Source organism: Levilactobacillus cerevisiae, assembly GCF_003946245.1.
Classification (GTDB): Bacteria; Bacillota; Bacilli; order Lactobacillales; family Lactobacillaceae; genus Levilactobacillus; species Levilactobacillus cerevisiae.
Genome location: NZ_RHNN01000014.1, coordinates 55842 through 74390 on the forward strand (window position 1 = coordinate 55842; position 18549 = coordinate 74390).

16 protein-coding genes and 1 riboswitch are annotated in these 18549 nt (G+C 51.5%); of the genes, 8 read left to right on the forward strand and 8 right to left on the reverse strand.

Annotated features, from left to right (window positions below):
• Positions 1-150 precede the first annotated feature (150 nt).
• The 3 genes from EKM99_RS08355 to EKM99_RS08365 all read right to left on the reverse strand — a co-directional run bounded on the left by EKM99_RS08355 (position 151) and on the right by EKM99_RS08365 (position 3847).
• Entirely contained in the window at positions 151-1980 is a 1830-nt protein-coding gene (locus EKM99_RS08355; RefSeq protein ID WP_125582740.1) for a DUF5776 domain-containing protein, read from the reverse strand.
• A gap of 404 nt (positions 1981-2384) precedes the next feature.
• Positions 2385-3041, reverse strand: a complete 657-nt coding sequence (locus EKM99_RS08360; protein ID WP_125582742.1) for a hypothetical protein — start codon at positions 3039-3041, stop codon at positions 2385-2387.
• 80 nt (positions 3042-3121) lie between these two features.
• Positions 3122-3847, reverse strand: a complete 726-nt coding sequence (locus tag EKM99_RS08365; protein WP_125582744.1) for a gamma-glutamyl-gamma-aminobutyrate hydrolase family protein — start codon at positions 3845-3847, stop codon at positions 3122-3124.
• 530 nt (positions 3848-4377) lie between these two features.
• Here EKM99_RS08365 and EKM99_RS08370 point away from each other — a divergent pair.
• The 3 genes from EKM99_RS08370 to glpK all read left to right on the forward strand — a co-directional run bounded on the left by EKM99_RS08370 (position 4378) and on the right by glpK (position 7765).
• Positions 4378-4638 carry a hypothetical protein gene (locus EKM99_RS08370; RefSeq protein ID WP_125582814.1) on the forward strand — a complete coding sequence of 87 codons (261 nt, stop codon included), beginning with the start codon at positions 4378-4380 and terminating at the stop codon, positions 4636-4638.
• A gap of 823 nt (positions 4639-5461) precedes the next feature.
• A complete protein-coding gene (locus EKM99_RS08375; RefSeq protein WP_125582746.1) occupies positions 5462-6109 on the forward strand; it encodes an endonuclease III domain-containing protein in 648 nt (215 codons plus the stop codon).
• A 138-nt stretch (positions 6110-6247) separates the two neighbouring features.
• A complete protein-coding gene (glpK, locus tag EKM99_RS08380) occupies positions 6248-7765 on the forward strand; it encodes a glycerol kinase GlpK (RefSeq protein WP_125582748.1) in 1518 nt (505 codons plus the stop codon).
• A gap of 44 nt (positions 7766-7809) precedes the next feature.
• On the opposite strand, the gene EKM99_RS08385 is transcribed toward glpK, so the two are convergent.
• The 3 genes from EKM99_RS08385 to EKM99_RS08395 all read right to left on the reverse strand — a co-directional run bounded on the left by EKM99_RS08385 (position 7810) and on the right by EKM99_RS08395 (position 9585).
• Positions 7810-8088, reverse strand: a complete 279-nt coding sequence (locus tag EKM99_RS08385) for a helix-turn-helix domain-containing protein (protein WP_125582750.1) — start codon at positions 8086-8088, stop codon at positions 7810-7812.
• A 30-nt stretch (positions 8089-8118) separates the two neighbouring features.
• Positions 8119-8394, reverse strand: a complete 276-nt coding sequence (locus EKM99_RS08390) for a helix-turn-helix domain-containing protein (RefSeq protein ID WP_164511564.1) — start codon at positions 8392-8394, stop codon at positions 8119-8121.
• 333 nt (positions 8395-8727) lie between these two features.
• On the reverse strand, positions 8728-9585 hold the full coding sequence (locus tag EKM99_RS08395) for a DUF368 domain-containing protein (protein ID WP_125582754.1): 858 nt from the start codon (positions 9583-9585) through the stop codon (positions 8728-8730).
• Between the two features lie 210 nt (positions 9586-9795).
• On the opposite strand from EKM99_RS08395, the gene EKM99_RS08400 reads away from it, so the two are divergent.
• Entirely contained in the window at positions 9796-10539 is a 744-nt protein-coding gene (locus EKM99_RS08400) for an SDR family oxidoreductase (protein WP_125582756.1), read from the forward strand.
• 975 nt (positions 10540-11514) lie between these two features.
• Here EKM99_RS08400 and EKM99_RS08405 read toward each other — a convergent pair.
• A complete protein-coding gene (locus EKM99_RS08405) occupies positions 11515-11961 on the reverse strand; it encodes a hypothetical protein (RefSeq protein WP_125582758.1) in 447 nt (148 codons plus the stop codon).
• Positions 11962-12180: 219 nt separating this feature from the next.
• Entirely contained in the window at positions 12181-13788 is a 1608-nt protein-coding gene (gene rlmD, locus EKM99_RS08410; protein WP_125582760.1) for a 23S rRNA (uracil(1939)-C(5))-methyltransferase RlmD, read from the reverse strand.
• Between the two features lie 250 nt (positions 13789-14038).
• On the opposite strand from rlmD, the gene EKM99_RS08415 reads away from it, so the two are divergent.
• From EKM99_RS08415 to thiM, 4 genes are all read left to right on the forward strand, one after another.
• Positions 14039-14689: an ABC transporter ATP-binding protein gene (locus EKM99_RS08415; RefSeq protein WP_125582762.1), complete on the forward strand. Its 651-nt coding sequence runs from the start codon at positions 14039-14041 to the stop codon at positions 14687-14689.
• Complete coding sequence (locus EKM99_RS08420; protein WP_125582764.1) at positions 14686-15444, forward strand: ABC transporter permease; 759 nt, start codon at positions 14686-14688, stop codon at positions 15442-15444. Before EKM99_RS08415 ends, EKM99_RS08420 begins: the two co-directional genes overlap by 4 nt.
• A gap of 1111 nt (positions 15445-16555) precedes the next feature.
• Complete coding sequence (locus EKM99_RS08425; protein ID WP_125582766.1) at positions 16556-17392, forward strand: oxidoreductase; 837 nt, start codon at positions 16556-16558, stop codon at positions 17390-17392.
• A gap of 49 nt (positions 17393-17441) precedes the next feature.
• A riboswitch (TPP riboswitch) is annotated at positions 17442-17546 on the forward strand.
• Between the two features lie 212 nt (positions 17547-17758).
• Entirely contained in the window at positions 17759-18547 is a 789-nt protein-coding gene (gene thiM, locus EKM99_RS08430) for a hydroxyethylthiazole kinase (protein ID WP_125582768.1), read from the forward strand.
• The last annotated feature ends 2 nt before the right edge of the window (positions 18548-18549 follow it).

The window sequence follows — 18549 nt, forward strand, 5'->3', positions numbered from 1 at the left end:
ATTGCCTAACTACTTGTCGGTCGGTTAAGTAATTGAACTAACTTTGCTCAGATTGGATGATGTGTCCGGTTGGCATGGGCAATTGCGCAAGTGCTTTTGCCCAGTAATTGTCTTAAAAGAAGCCTGGATGTTATCCAGACTTCTCGGTAATTAACGAATCGCTTTGACAAAATGCGGGTTAGCGGTGATGTACCCGCCAGCGACGTGGTACCGCAGCGTGTCGTGCTTGCTGAAGTTGTTGGCATTGCTGTAACGCCAGCCGCGAATCTTCAGGGTGGTGCCACGCTTGATGGCCTTGTTCTTCGTGGTCAGGTTGGCGTTGCCGTAACGGTTGATGGCCCGCTTGACGGTGACCTTACTAGGCATCGTGATCTTGCCAGCCTGCACCAGCTTCTTGTTGGCGGTGATGTAGCGACCGTTGCTGAGAACGAAACGGGTGGTCAACTTATGGGTAACGATCTTCTTAACCGTCAACACTTGTCCCTGCTGGTAATGAGTCTTTTTGCCGGTCAACGTCTTCTTGGCATAACTGTTCACGCCAGCGGGATTGATCACCGTGACCGTCTTGTGCTTGGCTGCGTAGTAAACGGGCGTGGTGTAAGCACGGTTGGTCGTCAGGTAGCCGGTCTTGCCAGCGGTGGCGCTCCGGTGGTTGACGTCCTTGACGCGGTAACGCTTGACCCCGTTTTTAGAGGTTGCGTAGCCGGTCACGACAAACATCGGCCGGTTCATCCGCGACTTCTTCACGTACCACTGCTTGCGAGCCTTCTTGGAAAAGGTGGCCGTTTTGTAGAGGCCAACTTTCTTGGTGGCGTAAACGACGGTACCCTTGGCCGCGATTGGCTCGATAGTGTCGGCGGCGGAACCCGTCTGTAGTGTGCCCTGCTTGGTGTAAACGTAGGTCACGGTCTGAGCGTCACTGGTAAATTTACCAGTAGCGTTGGCGGGCGTCTGGGTCAGCTTGTAGCCAGTAATAGTCAGCGCGTCACTCTGGTAGGCGGCGTTCAGGTCGCCAGTCAGCGTTTTGTCGGCGGCCAAAGTCTTGCCCTGGTCATCGACGTAGTGAACGGTGACCGGCTGGCTCTTGGCTGGGGTGGGGATGATAGATGGGGTCGTTCCAAAATCAAAAAATGACAGGCCCCCAGATAATAAGCCACTGACTTTATACGTACCATCAGCGAGCTTAGTATAGTAAGCGGAGAGAGGTGCCTTCCAAAGCTTTATTTGTTCGTTTATTGTACCGGTAGGGTCTAACTTGAGAAACTGTTCTTTAGAAATCCCAGAAAAAGTAGGACTAGAAGAAATTCTTTCATAATCTTGCTTATAGAAATCCAAAATCTTTTCATTGAACATTTTCTCCGTGATATTTGCAGGATCATAAGTAGAAATAATCGTGTTATTTACGCCCAACTTAATTAGTTCTGGTCGAACGTTTTCATCGTAATCTTTAATCATAGCATCACGGTCCATTAAACCTGCTTGGTAGTGGGCATACATTGAAGCATTCCAAAATTGCATGTATGAAGAAGGCATCATTAGGCCCAAAAATTCATCGGCAGTATACTGCGTTGCGCCCAAAGATTTCTGTACGGAAGTGACGTAAGGTTCATTAGGATTTGCAGTGACGGCACTGGTAAGGGTAGTCATCGCGGTTCTAACGTTTTCAGCTGAGTCCTTATTATTCTCAGGGGTTGCCGCAATTAATTTGGCCATATAGTCATCATTGCTCAGCTGGGTCGTTGTCAAACTGTCTGGCCAACCGCTAACTGCAGGAGTTTTCTTAATCCCATCAGTAGTTGAAATTAGTATGTAGGGTGTTTCTACGGCACTGACGTTTAAAGTTACCTCGTCACTAGCATTAGTCGCCGTCGTGACAGTATCTGTCGTTGAATCTGCTTGTGCTACAACTGGCGTGGCCACACCGCCCAAAAGAACGATGGCCAAACCGGCAGTCAATAGTTTGCTAAGAGCCCTAGTCATTTAGCTCACTCCCTTTACTTTTATCGGTATCATTGGGTGTAGTATACCATGAATACTGTTATAATTTCTAGCTTGAATCCCAGAATAATGGGATTCCTGAGGATTTACTAACAGGTCCATGTGGGGTGATAATGCCTTGAAATAAAGTTGCACACAATGATAAATGTGGAAAATGGGTGGAACGACGACGGCCCGAAATGGTTTCGTTAGCTAGTTAAACAACTGAATTATCTGGGGTAAACGTTGGTCTGATAAGGATAATAATCGACAGTTCCTGTCCATACAGTTATCGCCCGATTAGTTGCTTTGAAAAACCAATCTCGTCAAAAAAACGAAGGCCAACCGGTTAGGGTCAGACTTCGTTTCTCATTTTTTATTAAAATTTTTATTCGTAAATTAGAAACTCAGACGTCCACATGGTGTTTGAGTTGGGGGAAGACGTGAGAATCTGCCCACGCCATCACAATTCCCTGGGTGACCAGCGCCCACACCGTGCCGAAGCCAATCGCGTGTAACTCTCCCGTAAACACGTAGGAGAGAATGATGATCAACAGGGGCGGCGCGTAACTGGCCCACTGCGCGATGATGGCCGAGCCACGCAGGTATTTGAACCGCAGGATGTAGGCCAAGTCGTCGTTCGGATGCATGATAATATTGCAACGATTATAAATGGAGACGGCAAACGCTACGCCGAACAGACCAACGATGTTGACAATCACCCGCCCGGTCAGCGGCAGGTTTTCAACGCCCAGCCAGTTCCAGAAGTAGCCGATCCATTCGACCAGGTAACTGAAGGGGATGATGTACAGCAGGTTAGACACGAACCGCCGCCGGTCGAATTGGCCGAGCAACAGCTGGTTTAACAACGTAATCACGATGCCGTACATGAACAGCGTGGTTCCCAAGGGCACGTGAATCCAATTGGCCAGGTTGACGGAAGATCCCGTCCAGACGGCACTCCCGAGGTTAGTCGAGATGGTTAAGGCGTTGGCGGCTGAGTTCAGGACGATGGAGAAACCCAAAAAGCGCATACGTTGCCCAAAGTCCTGCATTTTTGCCACTACTGTTCGCCTCCGATTTTTTTGCTACAAGCTCTAGTGTAAAGGAAGTGGCGCCCAATGAAAAGGCCTTTACCACAATTTTACATGCGGGCGGCGGACCGGTCGACAAAGTTTTTGAAAATCTGGCGCGACTCCACGTGGTGTTTGTACATGTTTTCCGGGTGCCACTGCACGCCCAGAATCTGGTCGCTGTCGCGTGATTCCAAGGCTTCGATGACCTGGTCGTCCGCGGTGGCCGCTACCCGCAAATTGGGGGCAACGTCCTTGACGGCCTGGTGGTGGCGCGAGTTGACGTAGGGCCGTTCGCCGGTCAGCGTAGCAAGCGTGCTACCGCTAACGACCGTGACGTGGTGGCTGGGTTGGTTGCCCATAGCGGCCTGACTGTGCTTGAGGCGAGCGGTGGGATCCTCACTCAGATCCTGGTAGAGGGTGCCGTCCAGGCCAACGTTAATCAGCTGGAGACCCCGGCAAATTCCAAGGATGGCCTTGTTGGCAGCGACGGCCTGTTTTAACAGCTCAATTTCAAAAAGGTCCCGTTTGCGATAGGTCTTGCCCAGCCGTACGTGGGGCTCCTCACCGAAGAAGGTCGGGTCAACGTCGGCCCCACCCAAGAAGACGACTCCGTCAAATAGCGGCAGGTAGTCCGCCACGTCTTCGGGATCGATGCTCGGTAAAATAATGGGCAGGCCACCAGTCTTGACGATGGCTTCCACTGCGGGCCGCGGGGCAAAAGCGGCGTTTCTTTCGTTAATAATATTGGTGGCCTCGTCGAGCGTATCGGCGGGCAAAGCAATCCGTGGGCGCATAGCGTCGCTTCCTTCCTTGAGTCTTCAATATGAAAATGGCGGTTAGGTGCGTTCCCGCCGGCGCGTTCAAGGTGCCCTGCTGTGGGGCCCGGTTCCAGCCTGGGAAGCGGGCTTCCACCTCGCCTTGAAACCTCGCAAGACCCGCGAGTTTCCAAGGTCGGCCCATGGCCTAAGCTGAGAAATCGCTCAGCTAATGCCATCGACACAGCTGGGCACCTTGACTCGCCTCTGGTCACTGACTTGGGTCGTTTCAGTTTCTGTGAGGAGTCAGTGCCGTTCAAATACCCGTTTGTCTGCAATTAACATAGAAAAATACAGCCAATGGGGTGGTCTCCTCAATAATTTAAGACGAGGAACCCCTCAAGGCTACGCGGTTAACTGCACAACGCATAAGCTAAGTATACTCATTCTTGGCAGTAATTGAACGGTTGTTACCCGAAACTTTGGCGACTTGTAACGAAATAGTTAACAAATTTCGTAAATAACTTTACAATAAGGAAGTAGACTAAAATTTAAGCGAGGTAAACATGATGACAGAACGGCAGTTGATTCAAGAAATTTTGAATTCCGAAGCGGTTGAATACAGTTTCGAAAACGTCGATGAGGACTCAAAGGAATACACGCTTTTATTGAAACGGCAAGACAAGGATGTTCGGGCCGTAGAGACAATCAACGAAGAGATCAAGAACTATTTCGAAAGCGCTAACTTTGATTATCAAGAAGAGTTACATCCAGAAGGCGTGGACGATGACATTCGCTTGGTGATCAAGCGTAATAATGGCGACAAATAAAGAACAGGATTAACGGGTCAGTCAGAATTTTTGTGGCTGACTTTTTTGATGCCATCCGAGATTAGGATTTGCCACCTGCGGCTGCCAGAGATTTCGGCGTCTATGGGGACCGCCTGCGGCCTGAGGTACGGTCCTCCGGCTCGGTTTGAAGCCTGTCAAAAACCGACAGTCTCCAAACACGTCCCACGGTGTAAGCTGATTCTCAGCTAACACCGTTGTCACGGCTGCCTCTACCTCTGGCCTCCTCCGGTTAGAATTGTGCTTTGACAATCAAGTCAGCGTGAATGACAGTTGTAGCTATCAATGGTTGGCTGTTGATTTGCTCGTCATAGGCTCAAAACGAGTTAAAAAATTGCAACGAGAATTTCAGCAGCCTGCTCACAATGTTTCAATCTTCACTTGCACGAAAAATTAGTGTTAGTTGTATAATTAACGGTCTAGTGTCAAAGCACAAGCCAACGAGCACAACGCAACAAACCCACAACCGTCAAACGGCCAGTCCCCAACCGTCATTGGTCATTGGTTTCGCCGCCCCAAACCAGTAGCGGGGCAAAGCCACAACCAAGAGCCGGAGGCAGCCAGGTACGGAGCCAGCTGTGTCGGTGGCGTTAGACCGAGTGGTTTTTCTCGGCCTTACAGCACGGGACGACTTTTGAGACGCGTGGTCTGCGCGGCTTAAAAGCGAGCTGGAGGCCCGCCCCCTCAGGCCGGAAGCGGGCCCCACAGCAGGCGTAGTACCTGGAGGCTGCAGGCGGACGGTTACCCGTGCTTTTGACTTTGACTTAACACAACACAACACAAGACAGAAAGGCAGGCAAAACCAATGACGATTGAAGAGCTGTATAGAGAGATGGCGCAAGAGATGGGCCCGCAACCCTGGCTAAAGCCGGGCACGCCTTGGGCCGAAAAACCCGTAGAAATCATGCTCGGCGCCATTCTGGTCCAAAATACCAACTGGCGTAACGTGGAACCGTCGCTCCTGAATTTAAAACGCGTCACCGGTTTTGACCCCGCCAAGCTCCGGCAGTTAACGCCCACCACGATAACGCCCTTAATCAAGTCCAGCGGCTTCTACAATCGCAAGGGACCCGCCATTCTTGACTTAGCCGATTGGTTGGGCCAGGCCGACGATGACCTATCACGCTTGAAGCAACGAGACGGCGCCAGTCTACGCCAAGACCTGATGGCCATTACCGGCATCGGCAACGAAACGGCCGACTACATTTTGATGTACACGTTGGATCACGGCACCTTCATGGTCGACACCTATGCGCGGCGGCTGTTCGGTTGGCTCGGGGCGACCATGCCCAAGACGTATCCGGCGTTTCAAAAGCAGGTGCTCGGTCAATTTAACCTAGAACTCGCGGATTATCAAGAATTTCATGCGCTGATCGATGAGTTTGGCAAGCAAGTGAAAAATGACAGCGACTTTGCCACGACATTTTTGGCCGGGCAAACGCTGACCTGTTAACGGCGTAAAGCTTAAGAAAGTTTCAAGGGCGAACCAGTTCGGGGCAAACTCTAGCGTTTTTCACAAGCGACGTGCTATGATGGACGCAACGAATTTGGAAACGCTTACCGAAGAACTATCCTGGAGGGAGTTTTACATATGGCACTCAAACAGCCAGAAAATTATTTATTGGCGATTGACCAAGGGACCAGTAGCACGCGGGCGCTGATCTTTGACCACACGGGGCGTAAGGTGATCGAAGGCTACAAGGAGGTGCCCCAGTACTATCCGCACAAGGGCTGGGTCGAATCCGACGCCAATGAAATTTGGAACAGCGTGCTGTCGGTGATTGCCAGCGCCCTGATTGACGCGTCGATTCACCCGGAAAATATTCAGGCTATCGGCATCAGTAGTCAACGGGAAACCACGATCGTGTGGGACAAGGTTACCGGCGAACCCATTTATCATGCCATTGGTTGGCAGAGTCAACAGACGGCGAGCCTGGCCAAGGAATTAGTTGCGGCGGGCCGGTCCGAAACGATTAAAGAGAAAACCGGACTGGTGGTCGACGCCTACTTCAGTGCCACCAAGGTGCGCTGGATCTTAGACCACGTGCCGGGTGCGCAGGAACGCGCGGAAAACGGCGAGCTCTTATTTGGGACGGTTGATAGTTGGCTGGCTTGGAAATTGTCTGGTGGTAAGATTCACGTCACCGACTACAGTAACGCTAGCCGGACAATGCTGTTTAACATTCACACGTTGGCTTGGGATGCGGATATTCTGAGTTGGTTGAACATTCCAGCGGCCATGTTGCCAGAGGTGAAGTCCAGTTCTGAAATTTATGGCGTCACCCAGAACTTCCAGTTTTATGGGGTGGAAGTGCCCATTGCCGGGATCATCGGTGACCAATCGGCCGCGTTACTGGGGCAGTTGGCGCTGGAGCCCGGAACCGTTAAGAACACGTACGGTGATGGGGCCTTCGTCATGATGAATACCGGTCACGAACCGCAGTTGTCTAAAAATAATTTGTTAACCACGATTGCCTATGAAATGAATGGTGAGGTCACTTACGCGCTTGAAGGGTCCATTCTGGTCGCCGGAACCGCGCTGGCCTGGCTGCACGAAAGCATGCAGATCATCAGTAGCGTGCCCGAATCACGGCAGGCGGCGATGGCCTCGACCGACGAGGATGAAGTTTACGTGGTGCCCGCCTTTAACGGTTTGGGTGCGCCGTACTGGGATCCTGATGCGAAGGGGGCCGTCTTTGGCCTGATACGAGGGACTGACCGAAACGACTTCGTGAAGGCGACGCTCCAATCAATCGCTTACCAAACGCGGGACGTCTTGCGGACCATGAAACAGGATACGGGGATCGATATTCCGGAATTAATGGCCGACGGTGGGGCTTCCCGAAACCGCTACCTGATGCAATTCCAGGCGGATATTTTAAACATCCCGGTTCAGCGGGCGGCGGATGAAGAAACGACGGCGATGGGCGCAGCGATTGTGGCTGGGCTGGCCGTGGGCTTCTGGCAAAGCATTGACGAAATCAAGGAAATCAGAAGTGCGGGCCGAGTCTTCACGCCAAACTTGGACGAAGACCGCCGGAACCAACTGTACGCTGGCTGGCAACAGGCTGTGGCGGCTACGCGGGCGTTTAAACCGGATCAAGAATAGGGATTGAAAAAACGGGATAGGCCGGTGGCCATATCCCGTTTTTTCTAGATAAATTGAATAGAAAGTTGCTTGTTAACCGCGGTGGCAATGTCGCCCAGAATCATTAGGGATACGTTCATTTTCCCAGCCTCAATGCGGGCGATGGTGGATTGCGGTTTACCGACTAGTTTCGCGAATGCCCGCTGTGTCAGGGCTTGTTCCTTGCGTAATTGGCGAACGGCAACAGCGGCATCCATATTCAGGCTTAGTTGCGTTGCTTGCTTGGCAAATGCTGAATCCTCGGCGCTTCGTTGCGCAATGTAGGCATCAATTTTAGTTGTCATTGTGGTGGTCCTTTCGTTTGAATCTAAGTTCTAGATGAATTTGACGGAGAGTTCTGTGTCCGTTGCTGCAGAAAGTTCAAGCAATAAGCCAAGCGTGACGTCCACCTGTCCTTGTTCAAGCTGATCGACAGTTGCGCGAGATTCGCCGATACGTTTTGCCAATTCAGTCTGTGTGAGTTTCTTTTCGGTACGAAGTTGGGCAACGGCAACCGATACATCTAAATTCAGTCGCTGCTGATTAAGTGCCTTGGCAAATTTAGGATGATTTACCAAACGTTCTTTGATGTAGTCGCTAGTTTCACTCATTTGAAGGATTCTTCCTCTCGTTAGTGCGTCGCTGTTGAAACGACTTGGACCCTGCTGATATTGAAACATGTAAAACGTTCCGTACCTTGAACAATACGTGTTTTAGTGCCATAAAGCCAGTCAGACGACTTTCAGCTAAGCAAAAGTAAGGAGAGTGGGACAGAAGGCGGTTAGCTGGTGAGCATTAAGGCTGATAGCCGAATAATCCCGGGCTTGGATTGTTTGGCTATCAGGTTTAAGCGGAGCCAGCTGCCTTTTGTTCCACGTTTCGGCAATATAAACTTGGCAATAAAAATGAGCCTGGGGTTTTGTCCCCAGGCTCTTTTGAGTTATTTATTTGTATTTCTCTTCCAACTGGCTCATCCAATACCCCAACCCGATTCCCACGGCCAAGGCCAGCACGCTCAAAAGCAACGTCATCCACGTGGTCCCGGCGTACGAAATGCTTTCGGCGGCGTGGCTGTTGGGCACCAGAATCAGAATGGTGCTGGCGGTCACGATGCCCAAGATGAAGTGGTAGACGCGCGAATGGAAGCGGTGAATCAGGTAGTCCATCCCTTTGGAAAAGAGGGCCATGGCCAGCATGCCGCCCAGCGCAATGGGCAAGTAAACGCCGAGAATATCGAGGTTCTTAAATCCCGTCAACATGGGCGTGAACAGGCCTAAAATGAGCAGCAGGTTAGACGGACTCAGACCCGGCACCAGCACGCCCAAGGCAATCAGCGCTCCGGCGACCACGAATCCCCAGAAGTTGGCGGGAAGGGTACCGAACAGGTCGCTCATGAAATACAGGAGGCCGCCGCTGATCAGCAGGGTGCCCCAGAACCAGAGATGGTCGATGCCATCACGGGGCGCCTGTGAGCTGGCCGTCTGCATCAATGCGGGTAAGGTTCCCACAATCGCGCCGGCAAAGCCCCAGAGGACGATGACCTGCCAGTGGGCTAATAAATATTCTAATGGTGCGGACAAGAGGGCAATCCCCACGATGCCACCCAGGCCAACCGGCACAAAGTACCAGAAGTCCCGTTTGAAATTTTGGCGGAAATGGGCCATGAATCCCAGTAAGCGTTCGTAAATCCCCAGGATGGCAGCGAGCACGCCGCCAGAAACACCGGGTAGAATAAAGCCCAGGGCGATAATGACCCCTTTAAAGAAGCGTTTCACCGGGCTGTCTGGTCGAGTCGTTTGCATAAGATTCTCCTTAAATAGTCGGTTTGCGTTTTCCCTAAGATACCAGAGTTAGGGGTGGCGGCGCAATCTTCGGGCAAGAATCACAGGATAACTTAACATTTGTGACCGGATCGCCAATTCATTTAAAAAAAGTTATTTTAGCGCTTGACTTCGAGTCGCTCGAACCTCCTATACTGAATCCATTCATTAAGAGATTGGAGCGATTTATTGATGACAGTTGAAAATAAAGTAGTTGTGATTACAGGGGCCTCTTCCGGAATTGGTGCGGCCACGGCTAAGTTACTCGCCAGCAATGGTGCCAAGGTTGTCCTGGGTGCGCGGCGTGAGGACCGGCTACAGGCGTTGGTTCAGGAAATCAAGGACGCCGGCGGCCAAGCGGCTTACCAGGTGACGGATGTTCGGGATGCTGCGGAAGTTCAAGGGTTAGTGGCGGTTGCCAAACGTGAATTTGGCGGCATCGACGTCATCTTTAACAACGCCGGCATCATGCCAACTTCACCGATCAGCGCGCTGAAAACGCAGGAATGGAACGACATGATTGACATTAACTTGCGAGGCGTCTTGAACGGCGTTGCCGCCGTGATGCCTGATTTCACTGCGCAAAAGCACGGCCAAATTGTCACGACGTCCTCCGTTGCCGGGATTAAGAGTTTCCCTGGCGCTGGTGTATACGGGGCCACGAAGTTTGCGGTCCGGAATTTGATGGAAGTGATCCGTACGGAAAGCGCGCAGGAAGGGACGAACATCCGGACCGCCACGCTCTACCCAGCCGCCATTAATACGGAATTGCTGCACACGATTACTGACGATGCGGCCAAGCAAGGAATGGACCAACTGTACGATGCCGTGGGGATTACCCCGGATGCCATCGCACGCGTGGTCAACTTCGCCATCGACCAGCCGGCTGAGGTCAACGTGAATGAGTTTACGATTTACCCAACCAAGCAGGCTTAAGTGATACGGTAAGTTTTCATGGCTTGATGTGAGTCTGGGTTGAATATGAGATATTGCTTTTTTTACAAGGTACACTGAATGCAACGAAGGCAAAGGTGTTGTAGTGTCTTCGCTCAAGGTGTAGAAATCGCGGGGCCCGACCAATACTTTATAGAGCAAACAAAAATCGTCCTGGCTAGACAAGGTTTAGCCGGGACGATTTTTTTGATCTCAAGGACCTAAAAAGGCTATCACCGCAAGCCGCGGTAATGGCCTCACAGTTAACTACTTACCAAAAAAGCGCTTTTTAACGAAAATTCCAGTCAATATGATAAGAGTTAACAATAACGTTGCCTTGAAATCTGTCACAAACCTAAGTATCAAAAATAAAACCAATCCAAATACTAAGCATAAGCATAAAATCTCAACAACTTTTTCCATATGTCCTATTTTACACTAAAATACTAACGGCTGTAGAAATAATTTCCGCCGCTGTATGAGCAAACCCTTTAAGATACTACAGACACGACATGCTTTCAGTCCTTTGGCAATTGTCCCCTCCAAAGCGGCCCAGTTGCTGCACCAAGGCGTTGTTCCAAATGCTCATAAACTTAGCATGACCACCTTTTTGACCAATTAATTTCGCGCTTATCTTCATTTAGGTATTGGTTGAACGACGATCTCTTGTTTTACCATACAAAAAACAGGTTGAGGAAAATCTGAAGATTTTTCTCGACCTGCTTTTAATTTAGAGACACTTATTATAGCCCGCTCAATTTTACCTATATTTCAATAAGGTCAGTTATTAGGTGCCTCTAATTGAGTAGGACGAATAAAACTCCTATTGCCAAAAGGAATTCGGGGAAACTTAAAAATCTTAGTTTGGCAATTCCGAAAATTAAGGCTTTTCGGGAGCACTCTTTGATTTAGAAACTCATGTGACAAAATTCAGTATTTCAGCATGATTACCTTAAACAATACTGGATCCCTAAAAGATTACTCTTTAGGTTGGGACCAGTAATGTGAACGAGTCAACAGGTCGCGTGACCGTTCATCCGCTGGCTTGAATCCCCGATTAAACAGGTGTTTAAAGTACATCATATTGTAAAGTCCACCCCAAACAATTCCGAAGAATAGGGCGAAAGAGGAATTGATGATGGCCGCAAACTGGCTAGCGCTCGTGGTCATTGACAGGAGCATGAATGCCCCGAGTTCAATGCCGAAAATACAAAGGAAGTTATACCAGTCCGCCCGGAAAATACTGGGTAAGGGACTGAAGAAAAACATCGTCCACGAGAAACCAACCTTGGCGATCCGCATATTACCCGTCTCAGGGTTAACGACGGTCGCGTAGTTTGGGGGTAACGGCAGTCCTTGAGGGCCGTCACCGTTTTGATTGTTTTGATCATCATCGTCGTTAAAGCCCTTGAAAGGATCTTGCATGTCATTTGCCAACTTTCTAAAAAATTTGTTCGTATTTCGTGATTACGAGGTTTCATTTTAGTGGAGGAACCATCTTAAAGAACCGCTGACGTGAAGGGAAAACGCCACAAAAAGATAGGTCGCCAGTTAGAACCGTGTACGCCGCCCGGTAAGGCACCAGCACCACGCATCTAACTATAACTAAAAGTCTAACACGAAAAGTGCATGCTGCCTATTAATCTATTGGCGGCGGCTGAGTTTCACGACCGCTTCACACCGGGCTGTCTGCGGCATCATGTCGACCGACTGGATATAGTCAACCTGGTAATCGCGAGTCAGCTCGACCAAGTCCTTGGCCAACGTCGATGGGTTGCAGGAAATGTAGACGAATTTCTCTGGCCGCACAGCGAGAATGGTTTCAATCAAGGTGTCGTCCAAGCCGGTACGGGGTGGATCGACCACGATAGCGTCCGGATGGAACCCGGCCATCAACCATTTCGGTAACAGGTCTTCAGCGGTGCCCACTTCGTAGTGAGCGTTGGTAATGCCGTTCGCTTCGGCGTTAGCGTTGGCGTCGTCAACCGCTTCGGGGATGACATCCATCCCGCGGACTTCTTCGGCCACGTCAGCCAGCGACAGGCCAATCGTCCCGATACCAGAGTAGGCGTCGACCACAGTTTCACCCGGCTGGAGGTCCAGAGCCTTCTTGGCTTCGGCGTAGAGCACGGTCATTTGACTCGGATTCAGCTGGAGAAAGGCCCGGGCGGAGAGCTTAAACGCTAAACCGTCCAGTTTTTCTGTGATGGCATCTGCACCGGCCAAATGGGTGGTCTTCTCGCCCCAGACCAGTGAGGTTTCGCCAGGATTGATGTTTTGCATGACCGAGGTCACCTGTGGCAATTCCTTGGCGATTCGCTCCAGCAGTTCGCGTTTGCGCGGCAGCTTGGGGGAATTGGTGATGAAGACCAATTGCACGTCGTCGGTATTCTCGGCGGCCCGGACCACCAACGTTTTCACGATACCAGACTTGGCTTCTTCGTCGTAAATCGGCATGTCGAGGTCCTGTAACATGGCAACCACGGCGCGCATGACGGTCATGGTCACGGGCATTTGGACGGAACAGGTGGCGAGGTCGACTAAATCGTGGCTCCGTTCGGCGTACAGTCCGGCTTCGACCTGGCCCTCGGCGTTGCGGCGAACCTGAAATTGGGCCTTGTTGCGGTAACCATAAGGGTCGGCCATGCCCAGAGTTGGGCGGAGATCATAGCTGCGGAAGCCTTGGGGTTGGTAGCGTTCCAGGGATTGAGCGACGATGTCCCGTTTGAATTTTAATTGTTCGGAGTAGTCTAAATGTTCGAGCTCGAAACCACCGACCTGATCGGCGTAACTGTCGCGAGGATCGACCCGGTGGGGACTGGCTTTGCGAATCCGGTGGACCTTGCCCCGCAGGTAACGGGTGGCCACGCTGGTCACTTCGACGACGGCCTCTTCATTAGTCAGCGCGCCGGGCACGAAAACGGCCATCCGCTTGTAGTAACCGATGCCTTCGCCGTTGATTCCCATGCGCTTGATGGTCAGGGGAAAACGTTGGCCGACTTCGACGACAACACTTGGTGCTTCGCGTTCCTGGCGCCGGCGGTCGTTGTAACCGCGGTCTTGCCGGTTGTCGCCGCGATTCCGGTCACGGTAACTGTGGCGGTCATTGCGGCCGCTATCTTGGCGACTGTCGTCACGGTGATTGTGACGGTCATTATGGCCCCAATCGTTGGTGTGCCGGTCTTGCCGGTCATTATGGTCGTGGCGGTCGTAGTGATTGCCACGGTGATTATTTGAGTCAAAGTTTGGCATAATTTCTCCTATATTAAACTTAAGTCCTGAAGTTTCTAAAACTTACCGATTCGTAACGGTCTTAAACATTATACCAAACTTTAGCGGTTGCCGGGCCCTAGCCGGTTTTTAAAGTCAGGTTGGCGGGAAACGACTAAGGGGGTGGCTTTGATTAGCAGATTTTTGGAGTCGTTTCCATAGGTAACGGGTGGCGCTTTGGGTACAATTAAAATGGTAATACGCAATGCGTAGATTGTGAGGAGGAATCGTCGTGAGTTTGATTGAATTGAAGGACGTGGGCTACCAGGTGGGTGGGACGCCCATCCTGCAAAATATTAATTTGAAAATAAACGCCCAGGAGTGGGTCACGTTGTCGGGGCCATCCGGTGGTGGTAAGTCCACGCTGGTGCGGATCATCGCCTCCCTGTTGAGTAAAACCAGTGGCACGCTGACCTTTGATGGCCAACCGATTGAAGACTACGACCCGATTACCTATCGGCGTCGCGTCTCGTACAGTTTTCAACAACCGACGCTCTTTGGCGATACGGTGCGCGACAACCTGAGCTTTCCGTACCAAATTCGCCAGCTGCCATTCGATGAACGGCGGGCGGTGAGTGGTTTAGAGTACGTCGGCTTGGCGGCGAGCGACCTGGATAAAGGCGTCAACGACCTGTCTGGCGGTCAGCGGCAACGGGTCGCGCTCTTACGCAACGTGATGATTTATCCGGAGGTCTTGATTTTGGATGAAGTCACGGCTGGCTTGGATGCCGAGAACAAGGCGTTTGTCTGGTCATTGGTCGAGCATTTTAATCAGGACGACAACCTGACAATTATTGCGATTACCCATGATCAAGCGGAAATTGACGCGGCTAAACGGCTGATTACCATTGAAGACGGCCGCATCGTGGGAGGTGCCGAATGAATTTAGCAGTAAATAATCAATCCTTAATGTTAGCGTTGGGCCTGGTCGTGATTGCGCTGGCGATTGGCTGGAAGGAAAAGCTGGGGATTGACCGGGACATGATTGTCGGCGTGATTCGGGCGGTCATCCAACTGTTCGTGGTCGGCTATTTATTAAAATACGTGTTTCGCCTAAACAATATCTGGTTAACGACTATTTTAATTCTGATTATTATATTTAACGCGGGCTATAACGCCAAACAGCGTAGTAACGGCATTCCCCGGGCCTTGCCAATTTCCATTGGGGCCATTCTGATTAGTACTAGCGTGACGCTGGGCGTGTTGATGCTGGCGGGCGCGATTAAATTCATCCCGAGTCAGATGATTCCCATTTCTGGGATGATTGCGTCCAACTCGATGGTCGCGATTGGCCTGTGTTATCGTAACTTAAACGCGCAGTTCAAGCAGGAACGACAAGCGGTCATGGAAAAATTAGCGTTGGGTGCGGACCTAAAGGATGCGTCGAAGGAAATCCTCCGCGATAGCATTAAGACGGGGATGCAACCGACCATTGATTCGGCTAAGACCGTGGGAATCGTTAGTCTACCGGGGATGATGTCCGGATTAATTTTCGCTGGCGTGGACCCGGTGCGGGCGATTAAGTATCAGATTATGGTGACGTTTATGCTGATGTCGGCGACTAGTATTGGGTCGGTGCTGGCGTGCTACTGGGCCTACCGCGGCTTCTACAACGACCGCAAGCAGTTGACGATTTAGATTGTGGTTGCTGGCGCCTTCCGGCCGCTGAAAAATTGGGCCGGAACGCTGGGGGCAGGACGTCTAGAGCCAAAGAGCGGTCTCTAGACTCGCTTTGAGCCTCAAAGAACGAGTCTCAAAGTCGCCATTTCCTGAGAAAGACACTCCGGAAATCCCCCGGCTGAGCCAATTTTTCAGCGACCTGCAGGCTCACATGGCGAGTGATGTCAACTGTTTGCGGAGGTTGTTTCATGGGAGTTTGGGGTTTGATTGGGCGGGGAAAATAAGTCGGAACGCTGTGGGCGGCCGCCCGAACCCAAAAGGCGGTCTTCGAGTTTACTTTGAGCCTCAAGGAGCGAGTCTCAAAGGTACCAATTCTCTAAGCGGCTAAGGACGCCACTAAGAGAATTCCCACGGCTGAACTTATTTTCCCCGCCCTCTCGGCTTACATGGTGAGTGGTGTCAGCTGCTGGTGGTGGTTGTGTCGTGGGGATGATTGCTGGATTTCTAAACTGATTTTCGCTGGATTAAGGTGATCCTGTTGTGCTTTGAGATGAGACGTGAATTGTGTCGGCTTAAGGTGTTTCCATGATGAACATTCTGAAATAACTGTCCTTTAGACGCTTAAGGCAGTGAATACGAAACAATCTATGCTTACTTATCCCGGATAGTTCCTAATCTGGTGTGACTGTCGTACACGCCAACAGCTCGTCTACACAACAATCGTACAAAGTATGTTAGATTAATTGCAATCGCTTACTTGAATTGGGTATTCTAAGAGCGAGTACCCTGAAAAAAGACGAAGCGTGAAACGTTGCGTAGTGTTCTGTAATCTCAGGCTACCTGAAAAAAACAAAAATGATGATAATGCGATAATGACGAGATGGTGTTCTGGACGTGAATTTCGGAACCGGAGGCTGAATAGGTACAGAGTCCTGTGTCGGTGGTGTTAGCCGCCGAACTTGCGGCTTACAGCACGGGCCGACCTGGGAAACTCGTGAACTTTGCGAGGTTTCTAGGCGCTACTGAAGACCGCCCTTTGGCTTCAGTAGGTTGCCCCACAGGCGGGAGTACCTAATTCAGCCGCAGGTGGAGAAGTTCACGGCCAGAACACCCAGAGGAGGTAAATTTTATGACGGTTAGAAAAGTGGCTTTGGTGACTGGTGCTTCGTCCGGCATTGGCAACGCGATTGCCCGCAGCCTGCACCGCAACGGCGTCACCGTTTACGCGGGCGCGCGCCGGGTCAATCGCATGAACGACTTAGACGATTTGGGCATCACCACGCTGGCACTAGACGTGACGGATCCCATCAGCGTGGAAAATGTGGTCGACCGCATTGTCAGTGAGACTGGGCGGGTCGATATTTTGGTCAACAACGCTGGTTACGGTTTGATGGGCGCGTTGGAAGACGTACCAATGGACCAGGCGCGTGATCAATTTGACGTGAATTTGTTTGGTGCGGCGCGATTGATTCAGTCCGTACTGCCGATGATGCGCCAACAGCACGCCGGCCGGATCATTAACATTACCTCAGTGGACGGCAAAGTGGCGCAACCGCTGGCTAGTTGGTACGTCGCGTCTAAATTTGCCTTGGAAGGCTTGTCCGACACCTTGCGTCTGGAACTTCAGCCGTTGGGTATTGAGACGATTGTCATCGAACCCGGGGCTATTCAGTCAGAGTGGGCCGACATTGCGGCCGACCATCTGCAGGCTATCTCGGGTCAGGGCCCTTACCAGGAAACGGCGGACCAAGCGGCGGCCATTTTAAAAGCGGTTAAACGCTTCTCCAGTAAGCCCAGAGTGATTGCGCGGTTGGTAGATAAGGCAGCACTGTCACGACGGCCGAAAACCCGGTATCACGCCGGTTCTGGCAGTCAAATGGTCGTAGCCAAACGGTTCTTGTCGGATAAGACGATTGACCGGATGTGGCGGCTTATTGGTGAAGCTGCCCAACGGATTACCCGATAATACGAGTGTCGTTGCCCTCCCGCAAAAACCTGTTATACTTAACTTAATCAGAGAACACTAGGGGTGTCCACGACTGGACTGAGATGCGGTAAATCGCGATCCCTTGGAACCTGTCAAGTTCAGACTTGCGAAGGGAATGTGTCGTGGCGCCAGTTGGGCCACCAGTTCACCCCATCGTGAGCCGGTGGTCCTTTTCAGACGTTAACGACCCGACAGTTAGCAGACATATTTGCGAGAATTTGGCGAGTTAACGAGTATTCTAAAGACAAGCATTCGGGGAACAGACTTTTTCGACAATCAGCGGTGTTGATTAGCGACGCCAGCAGTGTGTGACGACGATTTCAGTTTGAAATGGGAGGACGACTCATGAAAATTACTTTGTTAGACGATTTACGGGCGAAGAATCCGATTGTGTTCAACGTTTCTAACTTTGTGACGGTACAGGACGTGGCCAATGGTATCAACGCGATTGGCGCGTCGCCCATCATGTCCGAGGAAGTGGCGGAGGCTGACGAAATGGTCGGGCTCGCTGGTGCCGTTTGCCTAAATTTGGGTGCAGTGACGGCTACTCAGGTGACGCAAATTCGGGCAGTTGGTCAATCGGCCAACCGACAGAAGCGGCCACTGGTGATTGATCCGGTGGCAGTCGGCGCGGTGAAATATCGGATGCAGATGGCGACCGGCCTGTTGGCTGATTTTCACCCAGACGTGATTCGCGGCAACGCTGGTGAAATTGCGGCGCTGGCGGGTGTTGACTGGCAGGCCAAGGGCATCGACGCGGGTGAGGGGACTGGCGACATCGAAGCCATTGCCAAAGCCTGCGCGCAAAAATTGGCTTGTGTGGTCATCTTATCCGGGCCGACCGACGTCATCACCGATGGCACGCGGGCGGTCAAAGTGATGAACGGCACGCCATTATTCCAGGTGCACGTGGGTTCCGGCGACATGTTGTCGAGTATCGTGGCGGCCTTTTGCGCCGTGACCGACGACTATTTTGAAGCGGCACAGACGGCCTGCTTGGTCTTCGCGGCAACCGGCCAATTGGTCAGTGAAGCCACGCCAGACCTGGGCGCGGGAACGTTTATTATGAAATTTTTAGATGCGTTACAAACGACGGCGGTGGCCGATATCGAGGGCATTGCGGCGTTCAAATGAAA